The organism is Variovorax sp. 10N412 (genome assembly GCF_056394985.1).
In genome coordinates this window covers 1-12,188 of sequence record NZ_JBFTIO010000006.1, presented here as the reverse complement: position 1 = coordinate 12,188, position 12,188 = coordinate 1, and the positions used below count along the sequence as shown (strand labels likewise).

The window sequence follows — 12,188 nt, the reverse complement described above, 5'->3', positions numbered from 1 at the left end:
GAGCGCCCACCAGCTAGTTGGCGCAAGCAGGGGCGGCGGGCCCCTCCTAAAGTCCGTACAGAGCGACAACAACGATCCGTACAGACCCCATGCCCGTCATCGAATCCCGGCTGCACGCGGCCAGCGACACCTTTCAGGCCAACCGCACCGGCATGCTCGCGCTGCTCGGCGAGGTGCGCGCGCACGAGGCCCGCGCCGCGGCGACGTCCGGCGCATCGGCCGAGCGCTTTGCCAAGCGCGGCCAGTTGCTGCCGCGCGAGCGCATCGCGCTGCTGCTGGACACCGGCGCGCCCTTTCTCCCGCTGGCCTCGCTCGCCGGGCTGGGCCAGGACAACCCCGACCTGTCGAAGAGCGTGCCCGGCGGCGGCGTGATCGCCGGCATCGGCCGGGTGTCGGGCGTGCGCTGCATGGTGAGCGCGTCCGACTCGGGCATCGACGCCGGCGCGCTGCAGCCCATGGGGCTGGACAAGCAGCTGCGCGTGCAGGAGATCGCGCTCGAAAACAAGCTGCCCTACGTGCAGCTGGTGGAAAGCGCGGGCGCCAACCTCATGCAATACCGCGTGCAGGACTTCGTGCGCGGCGGCGGCATCTTTCGCAACCTGGCGCGCCTGTCGGCCGCCGGGCTGCCGGTGGTGACGGTGACGCACGGCTCATCGACCGCGGGGGGGGCCTACCAGACCGGCCTGTCCGACTACATCGTCATGGTGCGCGACCGCACGCGGGCCTTTCTGGCCGGGCCGCCGCTGCTGAAGGCCGCCACCGGCGAGATCGCGACCGAAGAAGAACTGGGCGGCGCGGTGATGCACGCGCACATCTCCGGGCTGGGCGACTACCTGGCCGAAGACGACCGAGACGCCATCCGCATCGCGCGCTCCATCCTCGGCGGCATCGACTGGGCGCGCGAAGACAAGCCGCGCCCCTTCGCGCCGCCGCGCCACGACGCCGACGACCTGCTGGGCCTCATGCCCAGCGACGGCCGGCGGCCGGTGGACATGCGCGAGGTCATCGCGCGCATCGCCGACGGCTCGGAGTTCCTCGAGTTCAGCGAACACTACGGCAGCGCCACCGTCTGCGGCCACATCCGGCTCGAAGGGCACGCGGTGGGCCTCATCACCAACAACGGCCCCATCGACTCCGACGGCGCGACCAAGGCCACGCACTTCATCCAGGCCTGCTGCCAGTCGCGCACGCCCATCGTCTACCTGCAGAACATCACCGGCTACATGGTGGGCCGCGCGCACGAGGAGGCCGGCATCATCAAGCACGGCGCCAAGATGATCCAGGCCGTGACCAGCGCCACGGTGCCGCAGATCACGCTGCACTGCGGCGCCTCCTACGGGGCGGGCAACTACGGCATGTGCGGGCGCGGCTTTGCGCCGCGCTTCTGCTTCAGCTGGCCCAATGCGCGCACCGCGGTGATGGGCGGCGAGCAGGCCGCGAAGACCATGGCCATCGTGATGGAGGCCGGCATGGCGCGCAAGGGTGCGGTCGACCACGCGAAGATCGACGCCATGCAGCAGCAGATCGTCGAGCGCTTCGATCGGCAGATGAGCGTGTTCACCACCAGCGCGCTGCTGCTGGACGACGGCGTGATCGACCCGCGCGACACGCGTGCCGTGCTGGCCGAGGTGCTGTCGGTCTGCCGCGATGCCGATGCGCGCGTGCCGCAAGCCATGCAGTTTTCGGTGGCGCGGCCATGAGCGAAGCGCCGGGCCGCCCCAAGCAAGCGCGCGCCGCAGTGCGCAGCGCGGAGGTTTTTCAGTGAACGGCTTCAGCAAGATCCTCATCGCCAACCGCGGCGAGATCGCGGTGCGCGTGATGCGCACGGCGCGCGCGATGGGCTACCGCACCGTGGCCGTGTATTCCAGCGCGGACGCCGACGCCGAGCACGTGCGCCAGGCCGACCAGGCCGTGTGGATCGGCGAGTCGCTGCCCGCGCAGAGCTACCTGAACATCGCCGCCGTCGTCGAGGCCGCACGCACCAGCGGCGCTGACGCGGTGCACCCGGGCTACGGCTTCCTCGCGGAGAACGCCGAGTTCGCGCAGGCCTGCCGCGACGCGGGCCTGGTCTTCATCGGACCGTCGCCCGAGGCGATTCGCGCCATGGGCGACAAGGCCGGCGCCAAGCGCCTGATGCAGGCCGCGGGCGTGCCGTGCATTCCGGGCTACCAGGGCGACGACCAGGGCGCGGAGCGGCTGGCCGCCGAAGCCGCGCGCATCGGCTGGCCCGTGATGATCAAGGCCACGGCCGGCGGCGGTGGACGCGGCATGCGGCTCGTGGCATCTGCCGCGCAGTTCGACGAGCTGCTGCGCAGCGCGCAGTCGGAAGCGCTCAACGCCTTCGGCGACGCGACCGTCATCCTCGAACGCGCCATCGTCGCGCCGCGCCACATCGAGATCCAGGTGTTCGCCGACCGGCACGGCCACGCCATTCACCTGGGCGAGCGCGACTGCTCGGTGCAGCGCAGGCACCAGAAGGTGATCGAGGAAGCGCCTTCGCCCGCGGTGTCCGAGGCCTTGCGCGAGCGCATGGGCGCCACGGCCGTGGCGGCGGCGAAGGCCATCGCCTACGAAGGCGCGGGCACGCTTGAATTCTTGCTCGATGCCGAAGGCCGGTACTGGTTCATGGAAATGAACACGCGGCTGCAGGTGGAGCACCCGGTGACCGAGGCCGTGACCGGGCTCGACCTGGTCGAGCTGCAGTTGCGCGTGGCCGCCGGCGAACCGTTGCCGCTGGCGCAGCAGGACGTGCGCATCACCGGCCATGCGATCGAAGTGCGCCTGTGCGCCGAAGACCCGAACCAGGGCTTCATGCCGCAGAGCGGCACGCTCGCGGCGTGGCGGCCTTCGCCCGCGCTGCGCACGGAACACGCGCTGCGCGACGGCGCGGCCGTGCCGCCCTTCTACGACTCGATGATCGCCAAGCTGGTGGCGCACGGCCGCACGCGCGAGGAAGCCAGGCACCGGCTCATGGCGGGCCTGCAGGACACGGTGGCGCTCGGCATCGCGACCAACCAGCCACTGCTGCAACGCGCGCTGTCGCACGAAGTGTTCGCCAGCGGCGCGGCGACGACGGCCTTCATTGCAGATCACTCGGGTGCGTTGCTCGCGCCCGATGCCCCGGCCGACACGCAGGCCGCGCTGCTCGCCGCCCTGCTGCTGCAACTCGGCGAGCGCGGCTGGCCGTCGCCGCTGGCGCACACGCTGCCCAACGCCTTGCGCTTTGCGCTCGACGGCGCGGTGCACGCGGCCCGTGTGACGCCACGCGGCAAGGGCGCCTTCGATGTAGTGCTGGACGACCAGGCGCCCGCGCAGGTCGCGCAGATCGCGCTGGTCGCCTTGCAGGACGACGGCACGCTGCGCTTTTCGTGCGGCGGACTGGCCGAGCAGGCGCTCGTGGTGCGCGAGGCCGGCCGCGTCTTCTTCCATTTCCGTGGCCGCGCGTTCCGGCTCGACGACCTCACGCACGCGGCCGTGGCACGCGCCGCAGATGCCGGCCGCGACGGCCTGCTGCGCGCTTCCATGAACGGCCGCGTCATCGCACTGCTGGTGGCCGAAGGCGATGCGGTCGCCGCAGGCCAGCCGCTCGTCACGCTGGAGGCGATGAAGATGGAGCACGTGCACTGCGCACCGCGCGCCGGGCGCGTCGCGCTGCATGTCGCGGTCGGCGCGCAGGTGGCCGCGCGGCATGTGGTGGCCGAGGTCGCCGAGATCGTTGGCGAATGACGCATGACACACCGCAAGACAAGTTTCCGAAAGTCCTTCGCATGAACGCCTCTTCATCCCGCTACCGCTCCGTCTTCACCCCCGGCCTGTTCGACGGGCAGGTCATCGTCGTCACCGGCGGCGGCTCCGGCATCGGCCGCTGCACCGCGCACGAACTCGCGGCGCTCGGCGCGCACGTGGTGCTGGTCGGGCGCAAACAGGAAAAGCTCGACGCGGTGAGAGCCGAGATCGAGGCCGCCGGCGGCCATGCCAGCACGCAGGCCTTCGACATCCGCCAGGAAGACGCGGTGCGCGCGGCCATCGGCGCCGTCGTCGCCGCGCAGGGCCGCATCGACGGGCTGGTCAACAACGCGGGCGGCCAGTACATCACGCCGCTGGCCGCCATCTCGGCCAAGGGCTGGGAGGCGGTGATCCACACCAACCTCACGGGCGGCTTCCTGGTGGCCCGCGAGTGCTATGTGCAAAGCATGCAGGCGCACGGCGGCGCCATCGTCAACATCGTGGCCGACATCTGGGGCTCCATGCCCAACATGGGCCACAGCGGCGCGGCGCGCGCCGGCATGGTGAGCTTCACCGAGACGGCCGCCGCCGAATGGGCCGTGAGCGGCGTGCGCGTGAACGCGGTGGCGCCGGGCTACATCGCCTCCAGCGGCATGGACCACTACCCGCCCGAGGCCGGCGACATGCTGCGCGCCATGCGCAAGACCCTGCCCGCGGGCCGCTTCGGCACCGAGGCCGAGACCTCCGCCGCCATCGCCTTCCTGCTGTGCCCCGCGGCCAGCTTCATCAGCGGCACCGTGCTGCGCGTGGACGGCGCGCGGCCGCAGGTGCGCATGGGCTGGCCGATGGAACTGCCCGATGCCCAGGCACGGCAGCGCGGCGCGGTGAAGCCCTTCGACGGCTTCCACCTGGCGCAGACGCCGCGTGTGTTCCAGGACGCGCAGGACAAGTGAAGAAAGAACGAACGGAGACAACCCCATGCAGTACACGCACGAACACCTCGAGATCCAGAAGACCCTGCGCCGCTTCATCGACGAAGAGATCAATCCGCACGTGGACGAATGGGAAGCCGCCGAGATCTTCCCCGCGCACGAGGTCTTCAAGAAGCTCGGCAACCTGGGCCTGCTGGGCCTGAACAAGCCCGAGGCCTTCGGCGGCGGCGGGCTCGACTACTCGTACGCCATGGCCATGGCCGAGGCGCTCGGCCACGTCAGCTGCGGCGGCGTGCCCATGGCCATCGGCGTGCAGACCGACATGTGCACGCCCGCGCTCGCGCGCTTCGGCAGCGACGAACTGCGCCGCGAGTTCCTGGCGCCCGCCATCGCGGGCGACATGGTCGGCTGCATCGGCGTGAGCGAGCCCGGCGCGGGCAGCGACGTGGCGGGCCTCAAGAGCCATGCGCGCAAGGACGGCGACGACTACCTCATCAGCGGCCAGAAGATGTGGATCACCAACAGCCTGCAGGCCGACTGGATGTGCATGCTGGTCAACACCGGCGACGGACCGGTGCACCGCAACAAGTCGCTCGTGATGGTGCCGATGGACAGCCCCGGCATCGAGAAGGCGAAGAAGATCCGCAAGATCGGCATGAACTCGAGCGACACCGGGCTCATCTACTTCGACAACGTGCGCGTGCCGCAGCGCTACCGCGTCGGCGAGGAGGGCCAGGGCTTCATCTACCAGATGCAGCAGTTCCAGGAAGAGCGGCTGTGGGCCGCGGCGAGCTCGCTCGAAGCGATGGAAGACTGCATCGCCCAGACCATCGAATGGGCGCAGCAGCGCCAGATGTTCGGCGGCACGCTGGCCGACCAGCAGTGGGTTCAGTTCAAGCTGGCCGAGCTGAAGACCGAAGTCGAAGCCTTGCGTGCCCTCGCCTACCGCGCCTGCGACCTGCATGTGCAGGGCGAGGACGTGCTCGAACTCGCATCAATGGCCAAGCTCAAGACCGGGCGCCTCACGCGGCAGGTGGCCGACACCTGCCTGCAGTTCTGGGGCGGCATGGGCTTCACCCTGGAAAACCGCGTGTCGCGCCTGTACCGCGACGGGCGGCTGGGCTCCATCGGCGGCGGCGCGGACGAGGTGATGCTGGGCATCCTCGCAAAGACCATGGGCATCGCCAAGCGGGCGCCGCGCGTTTGAAGACGCGGCCATGAACGCCGAACTGCAAGCCGACCGCGCCGCGCTCGCCGACACGGTGCGGCGTTTCGCCGAAACCGAGATCGCGCCGCACGTGCAGGCATGGGACGACGCGGGCGAGTTTCCGCGCGCGCTCTACACGCGCGCCGCCGAGCTCGGCTTGCTGGGCCTGAGCTATCCCGAGGAACTGGGCGGCACGCCCGCCTCGTATTCGCTGAAGCTGCCCGCGTGGATCGCGCTCGCGCGCCATGGACGCAGCGGCGGCGTGCTCGCCAGCCTGTTCTCGCACAACATCGGCCTGCCGCCCGTGGTGCTGCACGGCAGCGAGGCGGTGCGCCAGGAGGTGGTGCCGCCGGTGCTGCGCGGCGAGAAGATCGCGGCCCTGGCCATCACCGAGCCCGGCGGCGGCTCCGACGTGGCGGCGCTGCGCACCACGGCACGGCGCGACGGAGACGACTACGTCGTGAACGGCGAGAAGACCTTCATCACCTCGGGCATGCGCGCCGACTGGATCACCGTGGCCGTGCGCACCAGCGAAGGCCGCGGCGCGGGCGGCATCTCGATGCTGCTGGTGCCGGGCGACACGCCGGGCCTCTCGCGCACGCGACTGGCGAAGATGGGCTGGCTGTGCTCCGACACCGCCACGCTGCACTTCGACAACGTGCGCGTGCCGGCGCGCTACCTGCTGGGGGACGAAGGCGCGGGCTTTCGCATGGTCATGGGCAACTTCAACGGCGAGCGCATCGGGCTGGCCGCCGGGGCGCTCGGCTTCGCGCAGGCCTGCCTCGACGAAGCACTGGCCTGGTCGCGTGAGCGCAAGACCTTCGGCGCCGCGCTCATCGAACACCAGGCCGTGCGCCACAAGCTGGTGGATATGCAGATGCGCATCGCCTCCACCGAAGCATGGATCGAGGCCGTGTCGGCCGAGGGCGATGCGCTCGAGGCGGCCGGCCGCTTCAACGCGCCCGAGTGGGTGGCGCAGATCTGCATGCTGAAGAACCATGCGACGCAGACCATGCAGTTCTGCGCCGACCAGGCGGTGCAGATCCTGGGCGGCATGGGCTTCATGCGCGGCACCGTCAGCGAGCGCATCTACCGCGAGGTGAAGGTCATGATGATCGGCGGCGGGGCGGAGGAAATCATGAAGGAGCTGGCGGCCAAGCAGATGGGCTGGTGAGCGGCCAGACCGGGCGCGCCGCAGGCCGATCGCACGCCAGCGGAAAACTGTTCTTCACCGGCGAGGCTGCCGGTGCATGGCGTTCTGCGCCGCGCCTGCTTAGCATCGAGCGGCCACCCACAGCAGGAGCCCCGTGTGATCTTCGTCTTCCATCTTCTCGACAAGCCCGGTTCGGCCGCGTTGCGCACCGCGGTGCGCCCGGAGCACAAGGCCTACCTGGCGCAGGTGGCCGACCGCATGGCCTTCGCCGGCCCGCTGCTGGCCGACGACGGAAAGACGATGGTGGGCAGCCTGCTGGCCATCGAATTCGACAGCCGCGCGGCTGCCGAGCAATGGCAGGCGAACGAGCCTTTCACGCGCGCCGGGCTCTATGCCAGCAGTTCGAGTTCGGTCCTGGCCTTCACCAACCTGTGGCCGCAGAAGGTCGGCTTTGCGCCGGCCGAATGAGCGAGCGCGCTGCCTCCATGGTCAAGCACATCGTGATGTGGAACCTGCGCGGCGACACGCCGGAAGAAAAGGCGCAGGCCTGCCAGCTGCTCAAGCGCAAGTTCGAGTCGCTGCGCGGGCAGGTGCCGGGCCTTCTGCACCTGGAAGTGGGTGTCGATTCAAGCGGCGTGGGCTACGCCTGCGACGTGGTGCTCTACAGCGAGTTCGACAGCCAGGCCGCGCTCGACGGCTACGCCACACACCCCGCGCACCTGCGCATTCGCGAAGAGCTGGGCGAGCTGCGCGTCGCGCGGCACCAGGTCGACTACGCGGCGGAGTGACGCGCCTGCGTCAGTCGTTCGGGCCGCCCTGATCGCCCTGGCCGCCCTCGCCGCGCTGGGCCGCTGCAAGGGCCGCCGCCGCCCGCAGCTTGTCCTTCTTGCTCGGCCGCGCCCCCTTCACGCCGCCCGTGCCCGACGCATCGGTCACCGGCACGGCCGCTTCGGTCGGCTCGAAGCCTTCGACGCGCTCGCGCGGCAGGCTCAGGCCCTGACGCTTCTCGATCAGGCGGAAGTGCGCCTCGGTCGATGCACTCACGAAGCTGATCGCGAGCCCGCTTTCTCCCGCGCGACCGGTGCGGCCGATGCGGTGGATGTAGTCGGTGGGCGAACGCGGCAGGTCGTAGTTGATGACCACGGGCAGCTGCGCGATGTCGATGCCGCGCGCCGCGAGGTCGGTGGCGATCACCACGTCCCAGCGGCTCTCCTTGAACTGCGACAGGATGTCGGTGCGCGTGCCTTGCGCGATGTCGCCGTGGAAGGGCACCGCGTAGATGCCGTTCTTGTAGAGCTTCTCGGCCACGATCTGCGCCGCATGCTGCGTGGCGACGAAGACCAGCACGCGGTCCCATTCGCCTTCGTGCTGCTTGAGCAGGTGGCGCAGCAACTGCGTGCGTCGGATGGCGTCGACCTCGATCACGCGCTGCACGATATTGGGCTCGGTGCCCGGCTCGCCCTGCACGTCGATGACGGCGGGCTCGCGCAGCATGCCGTCGGCCAGCGCCTGGATGGCGGCCGGGAAGGTGGCGGAGAACAGCAGGTTCTGGCGCTGCGCGGGCAGCAGCGCCAGGATGCGGCCGAGCTCCTCGGCAAAGCCGAGGTCGAACAGGCGGTCGGCCTCGTCGAGCACCAGCGTCGACACGGCATTCAGCTTGAGCGCGTTGTGCTCGACCAGGTCGAGCAGCCGGCCCGGCGTGGCGATGACGATGTCGGCGCCGCCGCGCAGGCCCATCATCTGCGGGTTGATCGACACGCCGCCGAAGGCGATGACGATCTTCAGCCGCTCGGGCAGGTGCTGCGCCAGGCTGCGCATGGTCTCGCCGACCTGGGCCGCGAGTTCGCGCGTGGGCACGAGCACCAGGGCGCGCACGCGGCGCGGGCCGTCCACGCGCTGGGCACTCAGGCGCTGCAGCACGGGCAGGGAAAATGCGGCGGTCTTGCCGGAGCCGGTCTGCGCCGAGCCCCGCACGTCGCGGCCCTGCAGAATCGCGGGGATGGCCGCGGCCTGGATGGCGGTCGGCGCGGCATAACCGCTTTCGGCGGCAGCCTGAACGAGCGCGGGGGCCAGGCCCAGTGAAACGAATGGCATGTGAGCAGACAGAGAGAGAAACCCGAGAGAGAAGAGAGACGTAGCGAATGTCGACGATGAAACAGCGCAATCAGACCGGCAGCGCCCTGGTGTACTCCACCGAGGCGGGCGGGCGCATGTGCCCCGACTGCGGCGAGCCCGTGGCCCGGTGCCGCTGCAAGGAACTCAACGCGCGCGCGCCGGCCACCGACGGCATTGTGCGTGTATCGCACGAGACCAAGGGGCGCAAAGGCAAGGGCGTGACCGTCGTCAAGGGCGTGGCGCTGGACGCCGAAGGCCTCGCGGCGCTCGGCAAGCAGCTCAAGACGGCCTGCGGCTCGGGCGGCACGGTGAAGGACGGCGTGATCGAAATCCAGGGCGACCACCGCGAAACGGTGATCGCCGCCCTCGTCAAGCAGGGCCACACCGTCAAGCGAGCGGGAGGCTGAGCACCCGATGAAGCCCGAAGACCTGCAGCGCCTGGTGAGCCTCCCGATGCCTTTCGGCAAGCACAAGGGCACGCTGATCGCCGATTTGCCCGGGAATTACCTGAATTGGTTTGCGCGTGAGGGTTTTCCCTCAGGCGACATCGGCCGGCTGCTCGCCCTGATGCATGAGATAGACCACAACGGGCTTTCGGACCTCCTGAAACCGTTGCGAAATCGCCCGCCGGGTCGGACTGTTTCGCAATAACACACGAATTTCCCACTCTTTTTGCAATTCACGCTGGATAATCCGGCTTACGTGTCTGTGAGACTTGTCTCCCGTGCACGTAATTCGGTGATCGGTCAGTTTCGCGCCACAGCGCACTTGTTTGTTGTGATTCTGGGACTCCATCGCTTTGTTTTGTTGGTTTGAATTAGGAGTCCCTCAATGGGCAAGAAACTCTACGTAGGCAACCTCGCCTACTCCGTGCGTGACAACGACCTGGAACAGGCTTTCGGCGAGTTCGGCTCGATCGTCAGCGCCAAGGTCATGATGGAACGCGACACCGGTCGTTCGAAGGGCTTCGGCTTTGTCGAAATGGGCACGGATGCTGAAGCACTCGCAGCTGTCGAAGCCATGAACGGCCATTCGCTCCAGGGCCGTGCCCTGACGGTGAACGAAGCCCGTCCGATGGAAGCTCGTCCCCCCCGCACCGGTGGTGGCGGCGGCTACGGCGGTGGTGGCGGTGGCGGCTACGGCGGTGGTGGTGGTGGCGGCGGTTACGGCGGCGGCGGCGGTGGCCGCAGCGGTGGTGGCGGCGGTTACGGCGGCGGCGGCGGTGGCCGCGGCGGCTACTAAGCCCTCCCTGCACGTCCGAGAGCTCCGGCTCTCTGAATGAAAAAAGCTCCTTCGGGAGCTTTTTTCGTTTCTACCGCCCCCCTTCCGAGCCCGCAGTCAGGTCGCCCTCATGGAAACCCGGTAAGCATTTGTCCGTACCCTCGCGGTCAGCCAACGGTCAGCCGCGCAGAACGACGCTCACTCCTTCAAAACAAGAGGGGCGAGACATGCGCATCAAGAGTCAGGCGGACTTCTTTTCAGGAGTCATGTTCACCAGCGTGGGAGGGGCCTTCGCGATAGGCGCCACGACCTACACCATCGGCGACGGCGCCCGCATGGGGCCGGGGTACTTCCCGCTGATGCTGGGCATCCTGCTGGCCTTTCTGGGCGCCATCATCATGTTCCAGGCGCTGGTGGTCGAGACCACCGACGGCGACCCGATCGGCAAGTGGGCCTGGAAGCCCCTGGCCTTCGTGCTCGGCGCCAACCTCGCCTTCGGCGTGCTGCTGGGCGGGCTGCCCAGCATCGGGCTGCCGGCCATGGGGATGATCATCGCGATCTACGCCCTCACGATCATCTCGAGCATGGCGGGCGAGCACTTCAAGCTGCGCGACGTGCTGATCCTGTCGACCATCCTGGCCGCCGGCAGCTACGTGGCCTTCATTTGGGCGCTCAAGCTCCAGATCCAGGTCTGGCCCACTTTCATTTCGGGCTGAGGAGCACGCACCATGGACCTGATCCACAACCTTTCCATCGGTTTCGGCGTTGCCTTCACCTTCACCAACCTGCTGTATTGCCTGCTGGGCTGCATTCTGGGCACGCTGATCGGCGTGCTGCCCGGCATCGGGCCGGTCGCGACCATCGCGATGCTGCTGCCTGCCACCTATGCGCTACCGCCCGTGTCGGCGCTCATCATGCTGGCCGGCATCTATTACGGCGCGCAGTACGGCGGCTCCACGACGGCCATTCTGGTGAACCTGCCCGGGGAGTCGTCCTCGGTGGTCACCTGCATCGACGGCTACCAGATGGCAAGGCAGGGCCGCGCGGGCCCCGCGCTGGCCGCGGCCGGGCTGGGCTCGTTCTTCGCGGGCTGCGTCGGCACGCTGATCCTCGCGGCCTTCGCCCCGCCGCTGACCGAGCTGGCCTTCAAGTTCGGCCCGGCCGAGTACTTCTCGCTGATGACGCTGGGCCTGATCGGCGCGGTGGTGCTGGCGTCGGGTTCGCTGATCAAGGCGGTGGCCATGATCGTGCTGGGCCTGCTGCTGGGCATCGTGGGCACCGACGTCAACTCGGGCGTGGCGCGCTACAGCTTCGACATTCCTGAACTGACCGACGGCATCGGCTTCGTGGTGATCGCCATGGGCGTGTTCGGCTACGGCGAAATCATCGGCAACCTCTCGCAGCCCGACGACGAGCGCGAGGTGTTCACGCACAAGGTGAAGGGCCTGTGGCCCACCAAGGAAGACTTCAAGCGCATGACGCCCGCGGTGCTGCGCGGCACGGCGCTGGGTTCGGCCCTGGGCATCCTGCCGGGCGGCGGCGCGCTGCTGGCCTCGTTCGCCTCGTATGCGCTGGAGAAGAAGATCAAGATGCGCCCGGGCGAAGTCCCGTTCGGCAAGGGCAACATCCGCGGCGTGGCGTCGCCCGAGTCGGCCAACAACGCCGGCGCGCAGACCTCCTTCATTCCGCTGCTGACGCTGGGCATTCCGCCCAACGCGGTGATGGCGCTGATGGTGGGTGCCATGACGATCCACAACATCCAGCCCGGCCCGCAGGTGATGACCAGCAACCCCGAGCTGTTCTGGGGCCTGATCGCCTCGATGTGGATCGGCAA

General features: G+C 69.0%; 13 protein-coding genes. 12 read left to right on the top strand and 1 reads right to left on the bottom strand.

The features are described from left to right. The first annotated feature begins 89 nt into the window (after positions 1-89). The 7 genes from AC1DJH_RS16005 (at position 90) to AC1DJH_RS15975 (ending at position 7,806) form a co-directional block, all read left to right on the top strand. Positions 90-1,700 carry an acyl-CoA carboxylase subunit beta gene (locus AC1DJH_RS16005; RefSeq protein ID WP_478186315.1) on the top strand — a complete coding sequence of 537 codons (1,611 nt, stop codon included), beginning with the start codon at positions 90-92 and terminating at the stop codon, positions 1,698-1,700. Between the two features lie 61 nt (positions 1,701-1,761). Beyond that, positions 1,762-3,726 (top strand): acetyl/propionyl/methylcrotonyl-CoA carboxylase subunit alpha, encoded by a 1,965-nt coding sequence (locus AC1DJH_RS16000; protein ID WP_478186314.1) that lies wholly within the window; start codon positions 1,762-1,764, stop codon positions 3,724-3,726. 41 nt (positions 3,727-3,767) lie between these two features. Further along, on the top strand, positions 3,768-4,679 hold the full coding sequence (locus tag AC1DJH_RS15995) for an SDR family oxidoreductase (RefSeq protein WP_435487182.1): 912 nt from the start codon (positions 3,768-3,770) through the stop codon (positions 4,677-4,679). A 25-nt stretch (positions 4,680-4,704) separates the two neighbouring features. Next, on the top strand, positions 4,705-5,865 hold the full coding sequence (locus AC1DJH_RS15990; protein WP_435487183.1) for an acyl-CoA dehydrogenase family protein: 1,161 nt from the start codon (positions 4,705-4,707) through the stop codon (positions 5,863-5,865). A gap of 10 nt (positions 5,866-5,875) precedes the next feature. Then, positions 5,876-7,039: an acyl-CoA dehydrogenase family protein gene (locus tag AC1DJH_RS15985; protein WP_478186313.1), complete on the top strand. Its 1,164-nt coding sequence runs from the start codon at positions 5,876-5,878 to the stop codon at positions 7,037-7,039. A 135-nt stretch (positions 7,040-7,174) separates the two neighbouring features. Next, complete coding sequence (locus AC1DJH_RS15980; protein ID WP_472113810.1) at positions 7,175-7,486, top strand: YciI family protein; 312 nt, start codon at positions 7,175-7,177, stop codon at positions 7,484-7,486. A 17-nt stretch (positions 7,487-7,503) separates the two neighbouring features. Then, positions 7,504-7,806 (top strand): Dabb family protein, encoded by a 303-nt coding sequence (locus AC1DJH_RS15975; RefSeq protein ID WP_478186550.1) that lies wholly within the window; start codon positions 7,504-7,506, stop codon positions 7,804-7,806. A 10-nt stretch (positions 7,807-7,816) separates the two neighbouring features. Here the strand turns inward: AC1DJH_RS15975 and AC1DJH_RS15970 are convergent, their stop codons facing one another. Next, the gene (locus AC1DJH_RS15970) at positions 7,817-9,112 is read right to left on the bottom strand and encodes a DEAD/DEAH box helicase (protein WP_478186312.1); all 1,296 of its coding nucleotides are present in this window, start codon (positions 9,110-9,112) and stop codon (positions 7,817-7,819) included. 47 nt (positions 9,113-9,159) lie between these two features. Here AC1DJH_RS15970 and AC1DJH_RS15965 point away from each other — a divergent pair, with 47 nt between their 5' ends. From AC1DJH_RS15965 to AC1DJH_RS15945, 5 genes are all read left to right on the top strand, one after another. Beyond that, complete coding sequence (locus AC1DJH_RS15965) at positions 9,160-9,540, top strand: translation initiation factor Sui1 (protein ID WP_435438865.1); 381 nt, start codon at positions 9,160-9,162, stop codon at positions 9,538-9,540. A gap of 7 nt (positions 9,541-9,547) precedes the next feature. Then, on the top strand, positions 9,548-9,784 hold the full coding sequence (locus AC1DJH_RS15960) for a DUF3820 family protein (protein WP_435446788.1): 237 nt from the start codon (positions 9,548-9,550) through the stop codon (positions 9,782-9,784). A 180-nt stretch (positions 9,785-9,964) separates the two neighbouring features. Next, entirely contained in the window at positions 9,965-10,375 is a 411-nt protein-coding gene (locus tag AC1DJH_RS15955) for an RNA recognition motif domain-containing protein (protein ID WP_192323417.1), read from the top strand. Between the two features lie 206 nt (positions 10,376-10,581). Beyond that, the gene (locus AC1DJH_RS15950) at positions 10,582-11,070 is read left to right on the top strand and encodes a tripartite tricarboxylate transporter TctB family protein (protein WP_435487191.1); all 489 of its coding nucleotides are present in this window, start codon (positions 10,582-10,584) and stop codon (positions 11,068-11,070) included. A gap of 12 nt (positions 11,071-11,082) precedes the next feature. Beyond that, positions 11,083-12,188: tripartite tricarboxylate transporter permease (locus AC1DJH_RS15945; protein WP_478186311.1), on the top strand; the 1,106-nt coding region annotated here is incomplete at its 3' end.